Here is an 18,529-nt window from a genome sequence, read left to right on the forward strand (position 1 = left end):
CCACCGTGGCTGGTCTGAGTCTCACCTGCTCACCGCCCTGGATTACTGGCTTTATTCCAGGTCGATCAACACGCAGCCGATGTCTGATTTCGTGTCAAACACGATCCAACCAAGGAAGGAACCGGTTAGTACGCCTAGTGATAAGCCCGTCGAGATTGATACCCATATCGATACCGAACACCCCTGGGAAGACGGTCTAAACATCCGTAAAGGCCAGATCGGGGGCTAACGACACGCCGCCATTAGACCCACTTTTTGTCTATTAACCCAAAAATCACAACCGTCGAGCCCGAAACTTTGATAGCTTGCGAAACCCTACCACTCCGCGGAAAATAAGAGGGGCGACGTTTGCACGCCGCCCCTCAACGGCAGGATCAAGCAACCCGCTCACCTCAGGTTGAGTGATACACATGCCGTGGTGTGCTCACCGAAACGGTGGCACCGGTCTGTCAATGTAGCAACAAGTGAGTACTTGTATAAGTCTAAACGCATGCGCAACAAAACTTGCGATTATAGCGCCACCAAACACCGTGCCATTACTCACATTTAATATTGATTAATTTAAACTCGGTACATTGGGGCCTCGTGGGACCCTCAGAAGCACCTTATTCCACCAAAATCCCCCGGGCGAATCGTCAAGCTACGTGAGTGAATCTCCCTCAGTAACAGCCCCCGCTCAGGCTTCTTCGCCCTCGCGTTCGCGCTGCTGGGGAGCGTGCAGATCCAAGAAATGCGGCCCGCGCGCATCTAGCTCCTCCATATAGGCCGCACCCCATTGCATCCACGGATCCTTGGAAAGATGGTCATTGGTGAAACGCAGATCGTCTGAAACCTCGGTGGCGCAAAAATCGGGAATTTTCAGATCCACCACCGGCGCACGCCGCTCCACCTCGGCGATGATGAGCCCCGCGTTTTGCCCGCCGAAAGCATCGAATTCCCAGCCGTCCTCATCGAGCCACAGGGAAAAACGATTCTTGAGGACCAGATCCACCGAGCGCCGCAGAATCTGCACGGCCACATCGGTATCAATTTCCATTTCTTTTTCGTACCGCTCCGCGCTCACCACCGGGGATTTCACCGCCACCGAGGCACTCGCCGGGCATCCCGCCCCCAGCATCCGCGCGAGCGCACGGCGTTCGTAACCACCGCGGAAGTCGGCGGCGTCGTCGAACTCATCAAAAGGCACGAACGCATCGGGGAAACGTACCCGCACCCGCACCGCGTAACCGTCCTGCGCGAAGGTATAAGCCTGGATGATGACCTGGGTGGAGGCGTGCTCAGCGACGTCATCGGGGAGCTCGCGCACCAGGAATTTGCGCTCGAATTCGAAATCGGCGTCCGCATCGACGCCGGGGCCGTGGCCGGGTTCCATCATGATTCCATCGTAGACGCGCGCACCCACGTGGTGAAACAGCCACGCCATCACACCCGCATCCCGGCACAATAGGAGAATGACTGAATTACCTTCGCCCGAGCTCATCGCCGCAGCCGCCCGCACCCTCGCGGGCACCGTGCGCCGCACCCCGCTGCAGCTATCCGAGCGCCTCTCCGCTGCCCTTGGCCGCCCCGTTTACCTCAAACGCGAAGATACGCAGGTCGGGCGCAGCTATAAAGTCCGCGGGGCCTACAACGCGATTCACGCGCTCGGGGAGAAGGAACGCGCCGCCGGAGTGGTGTGCGCTTCGGCCGGCAACCACGCGCAGGGCGTGGCCTATGCCTGCAACCACCTGCGGATTCACGGCAAAATTTTCCTGCCCGCCACCACCCCGCGCCAGAAACGCGAACGCATCCGCGATATCGGCGGCGCGTGGGTGGAACAGATTATCGGCGGACCTACGTTCGACGCCGCAGCCGGCGCCGCCCTGGCTTACGCCTCTGCGCACGGCGCGACCTTCGTGCATCCTTTTGACGCCGCCCCGATTATCGCCGGGCAGGGCACCGTCATCGCCGAAGCTTTTGAACAGTGCGTGGAGCAAAGCGGGCTGGAACCCGAAGCGATCCTGGTGCCGGTGGGCGGCGGCGGGCTGCTAGCCGGCACCGCGATCTGGGTGAAAGACGCCCACCCGAACACCCGCGTCATCGGGGTGGAACCCACCGGCGCCGCCTCCATGCAGGCAGCGCTGGCCGCCGGCGGGCCGGTCACCCTGGAATCCGTTGATAATTTCGCGGACGGCACCGCGGTGGCCCGCGTGGGTGACCTCACCTACGCCGCGGCGCGCGACCTGGTGGACGGCTTTATCACCGTGCCCGAAGGGGCACTATGCACCGAAATGCTTGAGCTCTACCAGGTAGACGGGATCATTGCCGAACCTTCCGGCGCGCTCGCCCCGGCCGCGGTGGGCCGCCTGCGGGAGCTAGGGGAACTGGGAGAACTCGGGAACAAACCCGATACCGCCACCCACCCCCGCCCGCTCATCGCGGTGATTTCCGGCGGGAATAACGACGTTTCCCGCTACGCCGATATTTTGGAACGCTCAATGGTCTACGAAGGACTGCGCCACTACTTCCTCGTGACCTTCGCGCAGAAACCCGGGGCGCTCAAGGAATTCCTCGACCGCGTGCTCGTGGCCGACGAAGACATCGTGTACTTCGAATACACGAAGAAAACCAACCGCGAAACCGGACCGGCGCTGGTCGGCATCGATATCCAACACCCGGAAAACCTCGCTGACCTGCTGGATCGCATGGATCGCTCCGGGATTGATATTCACAAGGTCGAACCCGGTTCACCCGAATTCCGCTTCTTTATCTAAGGCAGCGTTGCGTGGCCGGCGTGGCCGGCGTGGCCGGCTCGTCCGGCGCGCGGTGTACAGCCCGACGAGCCTGCACCGCCGGGCTGCGCGCGGGCCGGAGCTGCGTCGTCGTGCTTAAAAGCCCCGCGCAAGAAGCGGGTACAATACCGGCCAGACGCCACCCTCCGCGAAAGGACCCCCATGGCATTCCGTAGCGCCGCCGCGCGTATTTTCCGCGCCTGCTCCCGCTGGACCTTCAAGCACGAACCCCTCGCGCCGAAAACGATCCTCATTGGCGCCCCGCATTCCTCCAATTGGGACGGCATCTACGATATTGTCGCGTTTTGGAGCTACGGGCGCTCCATGAAATTCCTGGTCAAAAATTCGCTCGTGCAGGCCCCAATCCTGGGGGCGGTGGTGCGCGCCGTCGGCGGAATTTCCGTGGATCGCAACCATCCCAGCGGAATCGTGGGCTCACTGCTCGACCAGGCCGAACGCAGCGAAGAATTCTGCGTGGCGCTCGCCCCGGAAGGCACCCGGCGGGACGTTGAGTATTGGAAATCCGGTTTTTACCGCATGGGCCTGGCCGGCCGCCTGCCCATCACCCTCGGCTTCATCGATTCGCGCACCAAAACGTACGGGTGGTGGAAGCATCTGTATCTTTCCGGCGACGTCGAGGCGGATATGGATATCCTGCGCGAGTTTTACCGCGATTTCGTGGGGAAGAACGGCTCGAAACGCTCGCTGCCGCGCTTGCGCGCTGAGGACGACGCCGCCGCGCGCGCCCACCTCCTCGACGGAATCGACCTGGAAGAGGCGCGCGCTTTTGCGATTCGGATGAATCGGGAAACCGGCGGGGTGGGGATTACCGAGTAGCGTCCCGCTCCGCTGAGCGATCCCGCTTCTAGGGCTCCCGGTGCACTGCGTCAAGTAGCGCGCTGATCACGGTATGCGGATCGCGGCCCAGCGCATCGTGCTGGTAATCATCGCTGATCAGCGCGGTGAGGCCCCGAATGCGCCCGGCCGTTTCCAACGAAAGTTCGGCCGGCACGTACATATCCTGACGGAAAATCCACGCGGCCACCGGAACCTGGTTACCCCCCAGCACATCCGGGCGGTACAGATCATGCCAGGACGTACGGAAGGCCAGCTCATTAGCCGCCCCGCGCAGCGGGAGGAGCGCGGGATCCTGCTCGAACTGCCAGGGGAACACACTTTCCCCGGAGAACCGGAAACCGCGGCCTTCCTTACGTAGATCCGTTTCACCCACCCCACCCATCGCGAGCGCGGGGATGGCAAATTCGGGGAATTCCCCGCGGATCCGGTGCGCGGCCCAGGCCAGCGGCCCGGTGCCCGATTGCGCGTAAATCGCTTCTTGGAGCGCGAAATAGAGCGGGGCATGGGCAGCCGAAACCGCTTCACCCACCCGCTGCAAGAAGCTGGGCCGCAGCCGGCGTTGCCCGCGGAAAGACCACACCGGGTCCTCGAGCAGGTAGTGGAGCTGCTCGAATCCGTAGGTGAAGCCGAGGCGCTGGCCGAGCTGGCGGAAACGCGCCGGGGTGAGGCGCTCCCCGGTGGGTAAAATTTCTTCCACGTCCGCCAGGTGGGTGGTGATATACCAGGCGGTACCTTCATCATCGGGATAACGCTCGAAATAGGCCCGGTTCCGGGCAGCTAGGCGCGGGAACGTCTGCCGGTACACGGCCTGCGGTCCCTCATCCAGGCTGGGCAGCCCTCCGGTAATCATGACCTCGCGCAACCCTGCGGGCGCGTGGGATAGGTACGAAACCGCGGCGAAACCTCCGAAACTTTGCCCCAGCACGCTCCACGGTTCCTCGCCTTGGAGGTGGCGGCGCAGGTGTTCGGCGTCGTTCACAATAGAATCCTGGCGGAAACAGGACAGCAGCGCGGCCTGAGCGGCGGGGCTGCCGGCCGCGGTGATGGTGAGTGAATCGAGCGGATACGAATTGCCGGTGCCGCGTTCGTCTAGCAGGACGAGGCGATAGTGGTTGAGTAGCAGGTCCTGCCAGCCGCTCAGCCCCGCGGGGCGCGGTGCCGCGTGACCCGGCCCGCCTTCCAGATATACCAATCGCGGCGCATCCTCGCGGCCGGCCCGCACGATTTCCCGCGCAAACACCGTGATAGTAGCGGGAACATGGGCGATATTTTCATCCGGGGGCAGCTCGGTGAACGCACCAAAGTAATCAAGGGGCACCTGGATGCGGTGCTCGATGACTGTGTAGCCCTGAAAACGATAGGTAACCGCGCTCATACCGTGAAGATTACCCGAGCGACGGCCCGATCTCGCCGGCTGTACGGTAGCTCTCATTTCTGCGGTGCCGCGATCCGGGCACAATGGAATAATAAATACGTACAGTTAATGCGAAAGCGGCACGTTCGAGGAGGAACCGTGGGTAAGTGGTTTGATCAGGCTGCGGAAATTGAACGCTTGCAGAAAGAAAACAAACGCTTGCACGCGGTTATTGCGCAGTTACGGGCGCAGCTGGGAACGGTTTCGGGCGACGACGCCGCAGCAGACTACGGGGTCCGTGCCGAGGAACGCGCTTTGGCCGCCAGCGGGCGCAACGTTGAGGCCATCAAAGCCTACCGGGAACGTACCGGCGCGGATCTAGTCACCGCCAAAAATGCCATTGATTCGCTCTGACTCGGGAGTGAAGCACCCGGGTGCCCGAGCGGTTTCTCGGTAGCTATCAAGCTACTCTCACATCTACTCTAACGTACTCTAACATCCGGCGCGAGAGTAGAAATCCGCGCCATAGCAACGTTTTCTCGGGGTCACCCGGAGCTACTCTAAAGCTACTCTAACAATGTTAGAGTAGATGCATGCTACAGCGTAGCGTGGAAAGCCTTCTCACTCTTCCGGTTCATGAAGCCGTGGACGAACTTCTTCGCCTGCCAGAAGATCAGTGGAATGAATGAAACTAACAAGGGCGATTGTTTCCAGCGGATCGGGGATGAAACGCGCAAACTCACTTTCCGGCAACGTCAAGAACTTGAGTGGGATCGCGGCTTTGTTGGCTTTGATGGAGCTCCCGTCCCCGGCGGTCAGCTGGATGATCTCAACCGGGAACAACTGGAAGCGTACCGCGCCCTACTCAGCTCTTCTTCGGGAAGCAATGCGCTACGCGCCCGCGACCTCATTGATCGCGATGGCCAACTGCGAGTAGCTGGGTATCTCCTCTTCGCAAAAAATCCGCAGCAGGTTTTTCCGAACGCCTACGTACGGGTGGTCAAGTATTCCGATAATGAGCGCGGTGCCGGGCGTTTCCAAAACGTAGAAACCGGGAAAGACATTCGCATAGGCGGCCCCCTCCCGCAGCAAATTACGGAAGCCAGCCGCATTATTGAAGAGTTTTTGCCCGGGCATCGCCGGCTCACGGATGCGGGTATTTTTGCTAACGTGCCGATTATTCCGCGGGAGGCGTGGCTTGAGGGCCTGGTCAACGCCGTCGTCCACCGTTCCTACGGCATTGCCGGCGATCACATTCGAGTGGAGATTTTCCCCAACCGGATAGAGTTCACCAGCCCCGGGCGTTTTCCCGGTCTCGTAGATATTTCCCATCCGGAAAGAATTGGGCGCAATGCCCGAAATCCGCGTATCGCCAGAGTTTTCTTCGATATGGGCATTACTCAGGAACTGGGCGAAGGCATTCGGCGCATTTTCGAAGAGACGCGCCGGGCCGGACTGGCCGAACCGCTGTACGTGCAATTGCCCGAGGCCGTGCGCCTCACCCTCCTCGCCAGCAACGCTATTCCGGAAGAAATCATGCGGCAGATCGGACCGAGCGGCCGCGCGATTCTGGACGCCCTGCGCCTGGCCCAACAGCCGCTGGGAACCGGGCAGATCACCGAGCTTGTGGAGCTTGCCCGACCCACCGTGCTCCGCCATCTCAATATGCTGCGCGATGCTGGCGTGATCCGCTGGAATGGTAAATCCCCGCGCGATCCTCGCGCCACTTGGGAGTTGCTATAAAGCTATTCTCACATCTACTCTAACGTACTCTAACATCCGGCTTGAGAGTAGAAATCCGCGCCATAGCAACGTTTTCTCGGGGTCGCCCGGAGCTACTCTAAAGCTACTCTAACAATGTTAGAGTAGCCGGCCGGGTGCCGGAGTGCCGCTGCGCCGTCGTACCTTCTGCAAGAATAGAACCATGGCAACAATCCCGCTTCTTCCCCTCAATTCCGGCCACTGGATCCCGCAACTGGGCATCGGGACCTACCGCATGGACAACGCCACCGCGCGCCGGGCCGTGCGCGAGGCCCTCGCCATGGGTTATCGGCATATCGACACCGCGCAAATGTACGGCAACGAAGCCGCGGTGGGCACGGCAATCGCGGAATCTGGCGTGGATCGTGAGGATATTTTCCTTGTCACGAAACTCGATAATCCCCATCACGCTCCGCGCGCGGTGCGGGAAACTTTCGCGCGCTCACTCGCGGATCTCGGCACTGATTACGTTGATCTGTTCCTCATTCACTGGCCGATGCTCAGCGGCGATTACGTGGAGGCGTACCAGGTCATGGAGGAATTCGTGGCGGACGGGCGCGCCCGCGCGATCGGTGTTTCTAATTTCGAGCGCCACCACCTTGAGGCGCTGCGTTTCGCCGCGCATATCCAGCCCGCCGTCAACCAAATCGAAGCGCACCCCTATTTCCAGAACGCCGAAGTCACGCAGTACTGCACCGCCGCCGGGATTCGCGTGGAAGCGTGGGCGCCGCTGGCGCGCGGCGCTGTGAACGACGACGCCGTGCTTGCCGAGCTTGCGGCAGCTAAGGGATGCACCGTTGCCCAACTGGTATTGCTCTGGCACCTCTCGCGCGGGCGGATTATCTTCCCCGGGGCATCCTCCACCGCGCACCTGGCCGAAAACCTGGCCTGCCTGGAGTACACACTCCTCAAAGAAGAAGCGGAAGAAATCGACAATATGGATCGTTTCGAAGCCGGGCGTACCGGGCGCCACCCGGATACCTTCCGGCGAAACGGCGAATAACTGCTGCCACGCTAGTTGAATGAACTGGGCTAATGCCCTCGGATTTGGTGTCCAGCGCATAAAACACCCCATAAAGATGTCGTAGCCCTTCGCTAGCATAGAAGTGGTGAAAGGCAGGTCACGCCCCGATGGGCCGGGGCGGAATATCAGGTGAACGTCACCGTGCCGGGAACCCGTAAGGAAAAGGAGCGGAATGTATTTTGCATACACCATCGCCGGATCGGAAGCTACCGGCGGTGCTGGATTCCAAGTTGATTTAAAAACCTTCCAGCAGCTCGGGGTGTACGGCATGGGCACGCTCACGTGTATCGTGTCCTTCGATCCGAAGAATAACTGGAACCATCGCTTCGTGCCCGTCCCTCCGGAAGTGATCAGTGCTCAGATGGAAGCGGCGCTGCGCTCCCAGAATATTCGCACCGCCAAGGTCGGTATGCTCGGCCACCCGGATACTATTGAGGCGGTACGCGCCGGGCTCGCTTCCCAGGAATGGGACAATGTGGTGGTGGATCCGGTTCTCATCTGCAAGGGTCAGGAACCCGGCCAGGCGCTGGATACCGATAATGCGCTGCGCACCAAGATTCTTCCCTTCGCCACCGTCACCACCCCGAATAATTTTGAGGCACGCACCCTCTCCGGCTTGGATGCGCTGGAAACTGAGGAGGATCTCATCGAAGCCGCCAAGCGCATCGGTGAGCTCGGCCCCACGTACGTGGTGGTCAAGGGCGGGATTGATTTCCCCGGCCCGGATGCCGTGGATGTGCTCTGGGATGGGGAGAAAGCCACCGTCTACCGCGCCCCGAAGATCGGTGAGGAACGCGTTTCGGGTGCCGGCTGCACCCTGGCCGCCGCCATCACCGCGGAACTGGCCAAGGGCGTGGAGATCCACGAAGCCGTGCAGCGCGCGAAGAATATGGTGACCGCCGGCATTAAGGCCCGCGTGGAAGCCAATACCCCCTTCGCCACCGTGTGGCAGGGCGCTTACCGGGATCAGGACTAAGCCATGCCCGGCATCGATCCGGCCGTTCCGGTCATTATTGTGCTGGGCGGCCGGATCGTGCACACCCGCGTGGGTTTTGTGCCCAGCGGTAGTTTGAAACGCCGCCTGGCGCGGGCGCTGGCTGAATATCGCTATGCCCGCTCGCGCGGGGCACGCCCCGCCCTCATCTGCTCGGGTGGGCGGGCCTCACCCGGCGTACCCAGCGAAGCCCAGGTCATGGCCTCCTGGCTCGCCGCCCGCGCAGTACCCCGCAGCGCGCTCCTGGTAGAAAGCCACTCGCGCACCACCGAAGAGAATATGGGAGACTGCGCCGCGCTACTCCGCAGGCGCACTCCGATTCCCGGGCTGCTCCCCGATGGCACCATCGCCGCGGTGATCGTGACCTCCTGGCAGCACGTGCCGCGGGCCCGGTACTTCGCCGTGAAATACCGCTTCACCCCCGTCATGCGCGGGGCCAGCCTCGCTCCCTCCACCACCCCGAAAGCCCTCATCTGGGAAATGGGCGCGGTGGGGATTTACCTGGCACGGGTGCTGGCGCGCCGGGTGCACAAGCGGCGGCGTCGTAGCACTTAAGTACGGAAGGGAGCCCGCGTGCCGTGCCACAATAGAAACGTGACAACGAATCCGTACCTGCGCCCTGCCCTCGCGTTCCTGCGTGAGCACCTGGAAGGCGCCCCGGCCAGCCCGCGCGCCCGCCGCTACCGCTATGAACACTGTTTACGAGTGGCGGCCATCGGGCGCGGGGTTGCCATGTCAGAAGGCTTGGCGGTACATACCCTAGAAATTGCCTGCCTCCTGCACGACATCGGGAAATTTGATTCCGCCCGCCCGGTAGACCACGGCCGCGCCGGCGCACGCATCGTCCGCCCGTTTTTGGCAAGTCTAGGCATGCCGGAAGCGGAGGTCACGGAGATCTGCCAGGGCATCGCCATGCACACCGATGGCCGCAGCGAATACCCGGAAGATTCCCCCGAATATCCCGGCCATCGCGAATATCCGGAAGAAGCCAGCGTGCTGGCGCGCTCGGTTGGCGACTGCGATAACGTGGATCGTTTCAGCGTCTACCGCATCCACGACACCCTGCTGTATCACAATATGGACGCCATGCCGCTCCAGGAACAGCTTGATTTCATTGACGGATACCTGGCGCGCCTGGGCCGCGAGCGCCACTACCGCTGCGCCACCCGCAGCGCGCAACGCCTCTGGATTGAAGCGCTGGAATTTCAAGAGTATTACTTTTCCCGGATGCGTGAGCAGCTAGCCAGCGCGCACCCGTATATGGACCTTGCCGAGGGCGAGTCAATACCCTCGGCGCACTCTAGGAGGAATCCATGACAACATTCACGCAGGCGCGCGATTCCATCCGCGGCTCCTACGCCCCGGAATTTGCGCGAGTGGTAGACGCTTTCGCCGCCTCCATCGCCACCAACCAAGATCGCGGCGGGCAAATCGCGGTGCTCTGGCACGGCGAACCCGTGGTCAATATTTACGGGGGCTGGAATCCGCCTGCCGGTGCAAATACCGGAGGCGGGGTGGCCGATGGCGCCGTCGTTGAAGATCCTATCGAGGAACGCACGCCCTACCCGGATAACGCGGTGCAGCTTATTTTCTCGCAAACGAAGGGCCTGACTGGGATCTGCTTCGCGGACTGTGTGGCGCGCGGCCTCATCGACCCGGATGCCCGCGTGGCTGACTACTGGCCGGAGTTTGCCGCCAACGGTAAGGAAGATATTCGGGTGAGCCAGCTGGCCAGCCACTCCGCCGGGCTGCCTGGTTTTGACCATATTCTGCCCGCGAGCGCACTTTTCGATTGGGACCTGATTACCTCCGAGCTCGCGGCCCAGGCCCCGCGCTGGGAACCCGGCACCAAACACGGCTACCACGCGCTCTCCATGGGCTACCTGGCCGGAGAGCTGGTGCGGCGGGTTTCCGGGCTCACCCCGAAGCACTACCTGGAAGAAAACTTCCGGGCGCCCCTCAACCTGTCCGTGTGGATTGGCTGCCCGGAATCCGAGCGTTCCCGCATCGCCAAGCATTTCTGGGGCCCGCGCACCCAGGGCTGGGGCGGGGCGCTGCGCCAGGCCCAGGCCGATCCGAACTCCACAACCTCCTACGCCTACCAATCCCCGCAGGACACCGATTCGGCCATCACCGATCCGCATTTCCTCGATGCGGAAATGCCCTCAATTAACGGGCATGCCGACGCGCTCTCCTTGGCAACCCTCTACGCGATGTTCTGCGACGGGCGCTATGCGCGCTACGATGCCGATCTCATCACCGCGGTTTCAGCCACCCGCGCCGAAGGCTTCGACGAAGTCCTGTGTGATTCGACCTCCCGCTACGGGCTGGTCTTCCAGCTGGGCAGCCAGCGCGAGCCCATGCTCTCCCGCGGCAGCTTCGGGCACAACGGGCGCGGCGGTTGCCTTTCCTTCGCGGACCCGGGTACCGGAATCTCCTTCTCCTACGTGGAGAACCAGCTTTCCTCCGAGCCGCTGCCGCAGGCGCGCGTCTGCCGCCTCCTAGCCGCGGTGCGAGACAGCCTTGAATTGGCGTAGTTAGACCGGGCAGCTAGCTTGGCGTAGCTAGCCCACCGGCACAGCACCGGGAATAAATAGTATTTTTACGCGGGGGCGCGTTGCATATGTGCGGCGCGCCCCGCAACTGTTTCAGCTCGGATTTAGTTTTCCGCAAGATTCGCGAAACGCGCGTAGTGGCCCTGGAAAGCCACCTCCACCGTGCCGGTAGGCCCGGAACGCTGCTTACCAATAATAACTTCCGCGAGCCCGGCCTTCTCCGAATCCTGGTGGTACATATCATCGCGGTGGATAAGAAGAACGACGTCGGCATCCTGCTCCAACGAACCCGATTCACGCAGGTCAGCCACCTGGGGGCGCTTATCATTTCGCTTTTCCGAATCACGGTTGAGCTGCGCCACCGCAATAATAGGGATCTCCAATTCCTTAGCGAGCAATTTAATCGAGCGTGAAAACTCCGAGACTTCCTGCTGGCGTGATTCTGGAACCCGCCCGGCCGAAGCCAAAAGCTGCAGGTAGTCGATCACAATCATCTGAATATCGTGCTGCTGCTTGAGGCGGCGTGATTTTGCGCGGATTTCCGGCAAGGTGAGATTCGGAGAATCATCCACAATAAGCGGCGCGGTAGAAATACGTTCGACGGCGCCGGCGACTTTGTCCCAATCCTGCTGCGTCATCTCACCTTTAATCATGCGATCTTGGAAAACTCCCGCCTCGGCAGCGAGCAAACGCATAGACAGTTCCGTACGGTTCATTTCCAGAGAGAAGTAGACCACCGGCTGGTGATTGTGGATGGCAGCCTGCCGGCAAAAATCCATGGCGAGCGTAGACTTACCCGCACCCGGGCGGGCCGCCACAATAATCATCTGCCCGGCGCGCAAACCGTTAAGCTTGGCATCCAGGTCAATAAACCCGGTGGCCACGCCTTCTAGTTGGCCCGCGCGTTCCGCGTTTTTCTCCAATTCATCCAGCAGCCCGGGAACGATTTCCGCCATCGTGGCGTAATCCGTAGCCTCCCGCGATTGACCGAGGGAAAAAACCTCCGATTGGGCCATATTGATGAGGCCCATAACGTCCGCGCCGTCAGTGGTGTAGCCGAGCTGGGCGATGCGGGTACCCACTTCCACCAAGCCGCGCAGCTGGGATTGTTCGCGCACAATATTCGCGTAATACCCGGCATTCGCAGCCGTGGGTACCGAGGCCACCAGAGTATGCAAATACGGCAGCCCGCCAATGCGCTCCAGATCCCCGCGTTTTTTGAGTTCCGCGCCCACGGTGATGGCGTCTGCCGGCTCCCCGCGCCCGAAAAGCTCAAGGATGACCGTGAACACCGTGGCGTTGGAAGGCTGGTAAAAATCATCGGCGGTTAGCACGGTTACCACGTCGGCAATAGCGTCTTTGGAGAGCAGCATTCCGCCCAAAACAGATTGTTCGGCCGAGAGATTTTGGGGAGGGGTACGTTCAAAAGATGACCCCTGCATCTTTGCACCGTTATTGACGACGGACATAGCTTCCCTTTCTCGGCAATGGATCTCCACTGGCTTTCGTAACGCGTTTACGAGGTGAATTTCAAGTTAATTCCCCTGCGCGGATGTGTAAACACGCCGGTGGATCCGTGCATAACCGGTGGACAAACTGTGGATAGCTTGGGGATTGTTCACCATTTGTACCCACAACTATCCACAACTGTGGATGGAGTGGGGGAAATCCCCGGTATTCCGTCCCCAAGTTTGTCCACAACTGTGGAAAGATGTGGCCACGAGTTCTCCACACGCACAGGCCGTGAGGTCGATCACGTTGAGGCTTTCCTCAAGTACCGGTGGCCGGGCGCTTACGGGTGCCGCTGAGGCCAATTGCGGCTGGCAGCCCTGAAACCGGCGGCCTCACCCCGGCTCGGCTAAGCTAGCGGACGTGACGACACCCGAGAACAATTCCAGCAGGCCCACCGGCGACCGCGCCACCACCAAGCACGCTATCGACCGCGAGATCGCACGCCTGGCCCTTCCCTCCCTCGGCTCCCTCCTGGCTGAGCCGCTCCTCGTTGCCACCGATACCGTGATGGTCGGCCACCTGGGCACCGGGCCGCTAGCCGGCCTCGCCCTCGCCTCCACTATTCTCACCACCCTGGTTGGGCTATGCATTTTCCTGGCCTACGCCACCACTTCCGCCACCGCCCGCTACGTGGGAGCTGGGCGCATGAAAGCCGCCCTTTCCCAAGGCATGGACGGGCTCTGGCTGGCCGGTACCCTGGGCGTGCTACTCGGCGCGGTCTTGGCTATCTGGGCACCCCAGATTCTGGAGGTCTTCGGGGCAGAGGGAATCGTCGTCACCGAAGGGGCACGCTACCTGCGTTTTTCCGCCGCGGGGCTCCCCGGTATGCTCGTCGTCCTCGCCGCCACCGGAACCCTGCGCGGGCTGGGGAACACCACCACGCCCTTCAAAGTTTCGGTACTCGGGGCACTCGTCAATATTCCCCTCAACTTTGTTTTCATCTACCCGGCCGGGCTGGGCCTGGCGGGAGCCGGAATTGGTACCGCGGCGGCGCAAACAGTTATGGGTGTAGTACTGACCGGCGTCGTCGTACATCATGCGCGCGAACACCACGCCCCGCTCGCGCCGCGCGGAGTGGGTGTGCTCCGCGCCCTCCACGATTCCGTACCTCTCATCGTGCGGTCCGCGGTGCTGCGCGTGCTTATCCTGCTGCAAATCACCGGGGCGACCCAACTCGGCACCGAAGCGCTCGCCGCGAACCAAATCACCATGACCATCTGGAATTTCGCCTCCTACGGGCTGGATGCCCTCGCCATGGCGGCCCAAATCCTCGTGGGCCAAGCCTCCGGCGCCGGCGACGAATCGCGCCTGCGGGTAGTGCTCAGGCGCTGCCTGACGCGCGGCATGAGCGTGGGTGCGGTGCTGGGGGCCGCCACCGTCCTCACCTCGCCGCTTATCGTGCGGATCATGAGCACCGCGGGCGACGTGCGCTGGCTAGCCTTCTGGGGCCTCCTCGTTATCGCGGTATTTTTCCCGATTGCCTCGGTTGCATTTATTCTCGACGGCGTCCTCATTGGCGCGGGCGACCTCACGACCTTGGCGTGGATGATGTTTATCCCCCTCGCCCTGTACGGGCCGATGGTGCTCGGACTGCTGGAATGGACCTCCGGGCAAACGGGATTCATCTGGCTGTGGATCGGCTATGCCGGGGTGTGCATGAGCGCCCGGGCGCTGCCCATGTACCTGCGGGTGCGCGGGGAAAAATGGGTGCAGCTAGGGAGCTAGGCGAGAGCGGGCACGGCAGCACAAAGGCGACGGCAGCACAAAGGCGGGGGAGTCCCACTAAGGTTCTCCCCCGCCTTCGCGTGCTGATGAACTAGCTATCAGCTATTACTTCTTGGGTGCGCGCAGCACATCCACCTGGAGGGATGCCGTGACATCCTCATGCACCCGCACCTTAGCGGTGTAGCTGCCCAGGGACTTGATCGGGGACGCCAGCGTGATCCAACGCTTATCCACCGGCTTGCCCACGGTTTCGGTAGCGGCTTCAGCGATGTCCTTGGAGGTCACCGCGCCGAAGAGGCGGCCATTTTCACCGGCGGCCTTCTTCACCTGCACCACGGCTTCGTTAAGCGCATCGCGCAGCGCGTGCGCGGCTTCCAGATCGGTGATGGAGCGCTTGCGGCGCGCTTCGGCCATCTGATCGATCTGCTTCTGGGCGCCCTTGGTCCACGGAGTGGCGTAGCCGCGCGGCAGCAGGTAGTTACGGCCGTAGCCGTCCTTGACGGTGACAACGTCACCGGCGGTGCCGAGGCGTTCGACGTCGTGCGTAAGAATGAGCTTCATTATGTGCCTCCTTAGCGAGCGTTGCTCGAGTAGGGAAGCAGAGCCATCTCACGGGCGTTCTTAATCGCCTTGGCGATCTTGCGCTGCTCCTGAACGTTCACACCGGTCACGCGGCGGGCGCGGATCTTGCCGCGGTCCGAAATGAACTTGCGCAGCGTAGCGGTGTCCTTGTAGTCAATATTGCCGACCTTGATGGCCTTCACCGGAGCGGTCTTCCGCTTCAACGGCTTGCGAAGATGTCCCTTCGCCATAGTTGTCTCCTTGTGTTGCTGCGACTCATGCCTACCGAAGCTCCCGCAGCTACCGCGCTTTTTCTGCGCGCCGCGGGGCAGTGGCCCGAGTCAAAATGTCAATAACTGGTGTGTGCGTAATCCCGGAAATCTAGAACGCGTATTTAGAACGGGGGCATATCGTCAAAAGCGGAACCGCCCTGCGGGGCTTGCGGCTGCTGGCTCCACGGATCGTAAGCCGAGCCGCCCTGCGGAGCGTTGTAGCTGGCCTGACCCCCGTAGGAGCCCTGCCCGCCCTGACCGCTCGGAGCGCCCTGGTTCTGGCCGTAGCCACCCTGGTTGCCGCGGTTGTAATTACCGCCGCCACTGGTTTTCGTGACCTGGGCCTTGGCGTAGCGCAGCGAGGGCCCGATTTCATCAACCTGAAGTTCCAGACCTTCGCGCTGTTCTCCGTTCTGGGTCTGGTAACGATTGACCGTGAGCCGGCCCGTTACCAGTACGCGCATGCCCTTCGACAGCGATTCAGTGACGTTCTCCGCGTAGTCACGCCACGCCGAGCACCGCACGAACATTGGTTCGCCATCTTCCCACTGGTCTGTTTGGGCATTGCGCTTGCGCGGGGTGGAAGCAACCGTGAAGCTCGCGACCGCCACACCACCTGACGTGAAACGCATTTCCGGATCGGCGGTGAGGTTACCGACGATCGTAATGACCGGTTCGTTTGCCATAATCGCTCCTTTTACCCCGTTGTTTTCTCAGATTCGGTTCTTACGCTGGTGGTACGTTTACTTTTCGTCGCGACGCAGGAGCTTGATGCGGAGCACGTCCTCGTTGAGGCCGAGCTGGCGGTCAAGTTCGCTTGCGGTTGCGGGAGTCGCCTTCATATCGACGACGACGTAAATGCCCTCCGAGTGCTTGTTAATGGGATAAGCAAGCTTCCGGCGGCCCCAAATATCGACCTTTTCCAGTTCGCCGCCCTCATTGGGGACAACCTGGAGCAGCTTCTGAACGTTGGTCGACAAATTACGTTCGTCAACGTTCGGAGAAAGGATGATCATCATCTCGTATTCACGCATGTCTACCCACCTCCTCTGGTCTAAACGGCCGCGGTCCGTCCGCGGCAGAAGGGTTATGCGTTGACCCGCCCATCCGCATGCTAACGCCCGCGAACAGATAGGTCAGTCCCTCAGTCTAGCCGGTACCGGCATTGTTTTCCAGATGGTTAAATATGGAGCGGCCCACGCCTTTTCGCCCGTATTTCCGTGAGAATCCCGGCCCTGAACGCATGGGGAACGGTAGACTTTCCCTAGGTCGCTCCACCGCGATTGTGGCGACCTACCGGGCACAAACACAGGAGCGAGCTATGAGTGAAGGTGAAGCACCCACCACGCGGGAAAAGCTGCTGGATGCGGCCCGCGCGCAGCTTGACCGCGCCGGGGCCGAACAGCTTTCCATGCGCGCGATTGCTCGCTCCCTTGAGCTTTCCCCGGGTGCTCCCTACCGCCACGTACGCTCCCGCGAAGAACTCCTCACCACCCTGGCGGCCGAAGCCTACCGGGACCTGGCCGGGGCGATGCGCCGGGCTGCGGATCAAAAAATGTCAGGGCGGGAACGCTGGGTGGCGGCCTGGCGCGCCGCCCACACCTGGGCCCTTGATTACCCGAATCGTTTCTCCCTTATTTACGGGGCCAGCGCGATTGATTTTTCCAATCCGGAAATGACCACGGCCGCGGCCCTGCGCGTCCCCCTCGAATTGGCCCGCATCGCCAAAGGCGGACGCAATAAAGCCCTGACAGGCCCCGAAACCCGGGCGCTCGGGGTGGACCTGTGGCGCATCCGCATGACTTTCGGGTCCCTTGATGCGGAGCTGGCTGAACTACCGGACGGCCTCATCGTCTCCGTGATCCGCGCCTGGACCGAACTGGTAGGAACCATCACCCTGGAGATGACCGAAAGGTACGCCGGGCTTTTCGACGATCACCTCGGCTACCTCGATACGGTGGCCAACCAGTGGGCGGGCACCCTCCAGCTCTAGGCGAGTGGCAGGCCGGATTCCGCACCGGTCGCGCGTGCGTGCACGGCCACCATCTCCGCCGCGCGCCCGGTAGGAGAAGGCCCGAAGGCAGCAATGAAGCGCGTGGTGGCGTAGCCGGCGCGGGCGGCGTCGTACCGCATCAACCACCGTGCCATGTCCTCGCGCGCAACCGGATCGCATAGGGCCGACGACGCATCGTACTCGGGCCAACGCACGCTGGGCGCCGCGATCCCGACTCGCCAGGGTTTGGCGGTGAGGCGCGCCCGGTAGGATTCGTACACCCGGCACAACCGCATATAGAGCGGGTCGGAACCGAGCTGATTGAGAATCATCTGCGCTTCCCCGGAGTCCGCGGCGATCCCCTCAACAGCCACGATCACGCGAAAGCCTTTGAAAGTGCGGTAGACGAAAATCGGCCAGGCCGCATTGAGACGCGCGAAATGTTCAATACGATCAAAGGCAATGAGTTCGGCTTCGATCATATGCTGGCGTACCGGCGCTGTTTCGGTGATGAGCCCCGGGATAGAGGCGGAACCGGGAGCGGTGTTCGCCGCGGTTGCCGATACCGGTTCCGGTGCGAGAGCAGGTGCCGCACCCGGTCCGGGCTCGAAAGCAGAGCCGGCGGGCCGCTCCCGCTTCTTCGCGCCGAAACCGAAAAGTCGGGCGAGGAAACCGGGTTTGTTCTGAGAGCCTGCGGCTCGCCCGCCAGCCCGTTTGCCGCCTCGCTGGCGGGCCGCCTCTTCTAATTCGGGAACGTCCACATCCGCGATGAGGATATCTGCGGTATTAAGAACCTCTGCTCCGTAGCGGTTTCGGGTGATCGCGCAGGTAGGGGTGCCGTTCTCCCTGCTGAGGACGGACAGGATCTCTTCGCGCAGCGGGGTGCCCGGATAATATTCCGCGCGAGCTTGGCGTTCGCGGGGAAAATGCCCGAGTTCAGTGATGCGATCAACCAGGCGATGCAATCGCGCTGCCGCGACTTTTTGCGCCTCTTCTTCCGAGTTGGCGGACCAGCCCCACTGCGCCACCGTGGCCGGCCCCGACGTGGTAGATACCGGGGCGCTCTCCCGCGCCCAGAAGGGATAGATTTTCATGAGGTCAGTCTAAAACGCGGGTGGCCAACACTTCGAGAGTGTGGAACGCTCCAGC

General features: G+C 61.9%; 20 protein-coding genes. 12 read left to right on the top strand and 8 right to left on the bottom strand.

From position 1 onward, the window contains the following. Positions 1-229 (top strand): hypothetical protein (locus tag DDD64_RS08925; RefSeq protein WP_206435395.1); only part of this gene is annotated, 229 nt, incomplete at its 5' end. 447 nt (positions 230-676) lie between these two features. Here the strand turns inward: DDD64_RS08925 and DDD64_RS05965 are convergent. Beyond that, positions 677-1,375: a CYTH domain-containing protein gene (locus tag DDD64_RS05965; RefSeq protein ID WP_241227464.1), complete on the bottom strand. Its 699-nt coding sequence runs from the start codon at positions 1,373-1,375 to the stop codon at positions 677-679. Between the two features lie 76 nt (positions 1,376-1,451). Here DDD64_RS05965 and ilvA point away from each other — a divergent pair, with 76 nt between their 5' ends. Together ilvA and DDD64_RS05975 are read left to right on the top strand one after the other, a co-directional pair. Continuing rightward, positions 1,452-2,753, top strand: a complete 1,302-nt coding sequence (gene ilvA, locus DDD64_RS05970; RefSeq protein ID WP_126135489.1) for a threonine ammonia-lyase IlvA — start codon at positions 1,452-1,454, stop codon at positions 2,751-2,753. Positions 2,754-2,933: 180 nt separating this feature from the next. After that, a complete protein-coding gene (locus DDD64_RS05975) occupies positions 2,934-3,608 on the top strand; it encodes a 1-acyl-sn-glycerol-3-phosphate acyltransferase (RefSeq protein WP_126135490.1) in 675 nt (224 codons plus the stop codon). 28 nt (positions 3,609-3,636) lie between these two features. On the opposite strand, the gene DDD64_RS05980 is transcribed toward DDD64_RS05975, so the two are convergent. Then, positions 3,637-5,004 carry an alpha/beta fold hydrolase gene (locus DDD64_RS05980; RefSeq protein ID WP_126135491.1) on the bottom strand — a complete coding sequence of 456 codons (1,368 nt, stop codon included), beginning with the start codon at positions 5,002-5,004 and terminating at the stop codon, positions 3,637-3,639. Between the two features lie 138 nt (positions 5,005-5,142). On the opposite strand from DDD64_RS05980, the gene DDD64_RS05985 reads away from it, so the two are divergent. The 7 genes from DDD64_RS05985 (at position 5,143) to DDD64_RS06015 (ending at position 11,299) form a co-directional block, all read left to right on the top strand. Beyond that, on the top strand, positions 5,143-5,397 hold the full coding sequence (locus DDD64_RS05985) for a hypothetical protein (protein WP_126135492.1): 255 nt from the start codon (positions 5,143-5,145) through the stop codon (positions 5,395-5,397). Positions 5,398-5,619: 222 nt separating this feature from the next. Next, the gene (locus tag DDD64_RS05990) at positions 5,620-6,726 is read left to right on the top strand and encodes an ATP-binding protein (RefSeq protein ID WP_206435397.1); all 1,107 of its coding nucleotides are present in this window, start codon (positions 5,620-5,622) and stop codon (positions 6,724-6,726) included. Positions 6,727-6,907: 181 nt separating this feature from the next. Then, positions 6,908-7,747, top strand: a complete 840-nt coding sequence (locus DDD64_RS05995; RefSeq protein ID WP_126135493.1) for an aldo/keto reductase — start codon at positions 6,908-6,910, stop codon at positions 7,745-7,747. A gap of 193 nt (positions 7,748-7,940) precedes the next feature. Beyond that, a complete protein-coding gene (gene thiD, locus DDD64_RS06000; RefSeq protein WP_126135494.1) occupies positions 7,941-8,744 on the top strand; it encodes a bifunctional hydroxymethylpyrimidine kinase/phosphomethylpyrimidine kinase in 804 nt (267 codons plus the stop codon). A 3-nt stretch (positions 8,745-8,747) separates the two neighbouring features. Further along, the gene (locus tag DDD64_RS06005; protein WP_126135495.1) at positions 8,748-9,317 is read left to right on the top strand and encodes a YdcF family protein; all 570 of its coding nucleotides are present in this window, start codon (positions 8,748-8,750) and stop codon (positions 9,315-9,317) included. 39 nt (positions 9,318-9,356) lie between these two features. Further along, positions 9,357-10,079 (top strand): HD domain-containing protein, encoded by a 723-nt coding sequence (locus DDD64_RS06010; RefSeq protein WP_126135496.1) that lies wholly within the window; start codon positions 9,357-9,359, stop codon positions 10,077-10,079. Then, positions 10,076-11,299, top strand: coding sequence for a serine hydrolase domain-containing protein (locus DDD64_RS06015; protein ID WP_126135497.1), 1,224 nt, complete (start codon positions 10,076-10,078; stop codon positions 11,297-11,299). Before DDD64_RS06010 ends, DDD64_RS06015 begins: the two co-directional genes overlap by 4 nt. A 122-nt stretch (positions 11,300-11,421) precedes the next feature. On the opposite strand, the gene dnaB is transcribed toward DDD64_RS06015, so the two are convergent. Next, the gene (gene dnaB / locus DDD64_RS06020; protein ID WP_126135498.1) at positions 11,422-12,786 is read right to left on the bottom strand and encodes a replicative DNA helicase; all 1,365 of its coding nucleotides are present in this window, start codon (positions 12,784-12,786) and stop codon (positions 11,422-11,424) included. Positions 12,787-13,189: 403 nt separating this feature from the next. Between dnaB and DDD64_RS06025 the strand changes: the two genes are divergently transcribed. After that, positions 13,190-14,554, top strand: coding sequence for an MATE family efflux transporter (locus tag DDD64_RS06025; RefSeq protein WP_126135499.1), 1,365 nt, complete (start codon positions 13,190-13,192; stop codon positions 14,552-14,554). Positions 14,555-14,659: 105 nt separating this feature from the next. Here the strand turns inward: DDD64_RS06025 and rplI are convergent, their stop codons facing one another. The 4 genes from rplI to rpsF form a co-directional block, all read right to left on the bottom strand. Further along, positions 14,660-15,115: a 50S ribosomal protein L9 gene (gene rplI / locus DDD64_RS06030; protein WP_016442030.1), complete on the bottom strand. Its 456-nt coding sequence runs from the start codon at positions 15,113-15,115 to the stop codon at positions 14,660-14,662. Between the two features lie 11 nt (positions 15,116-15,126). Next, positions 15,127-15,366 carry a 30S ribosomal protein S18 gene (gene rpsR / locus DDD64_RS06035; protein ID WP_016442031.1) on the bottom strand — a complete coding sequence of 80 codons (240 nt, stop codon included), beginning with the start codon at positions 15,364-15,366 and terminating at the stop codon, positions 15,127-15,129. Positions 15,367-15,509: 143 nt separating this feature from the next. Further along, a complete protein-coding gene (locus DDD64_RS06040; protein WP_126135500.1) occupies positions 15,510-16,073 on the bottom strand; it encodes a single-stranded DNA-binding protein in 564 nt (187 codons plus the stop codon). A 57-nt stretch (positions 16,074-16,130) separates the two neighbouring features. After that, positions 16,131-16,421: a 30S ribosomal protein S6 gene (gene rpsF, locus DDD64_RS06045; protein ID WP_126135501.1), complete on the bottom strand. Its 291-nt coding sequence runs from the start codon at positions 16,419-16,421 to the stop codon at positions 16,131-16,133. 287 nt (positions 16,422-16,708) lie between these two features. Between rpsF and DDD64_RS06050 the strand changes: the two genes are divergently transcribed. Next, positions 16,709-17,380, top strand: a complete 672-nt coding sequence (locus DDD64_RS06050; RefSeq protein WP_164545936.1) for a TetR/AcrR family transcriptional regulator — start codon at positions 16,709-16,711, stop codon at positions 17,378-17,380. On the opposite strand, the gene DDD64_RS06055 is transcribed toward DDD64_RS06050, so the two are convergent. Continuing rightward, entirely contained in the window at positions 17,377-18,474 is a 1,098-nt protein-coding gene (locus DDD64_RS06055; RefSeq protein WP_126135503.1) for a hypothetical protein, read from the bottom strand. The genes DDD64_RS06050 and DDD64_RS06055 overlap by 4 nt on opposite strands. Positions 18,475-18,529: the final 55 nt, after the last annotated feature.

It is taken from the genome of Actinotignum sanguinis, assembly GCF_003957255.1.
Lineage (GTDB): Bacteria > Actinomycetota > Actinomycetes > Actinomycetales > Actinomycetaceae > Actinotignum > Actinotignum sanguinis.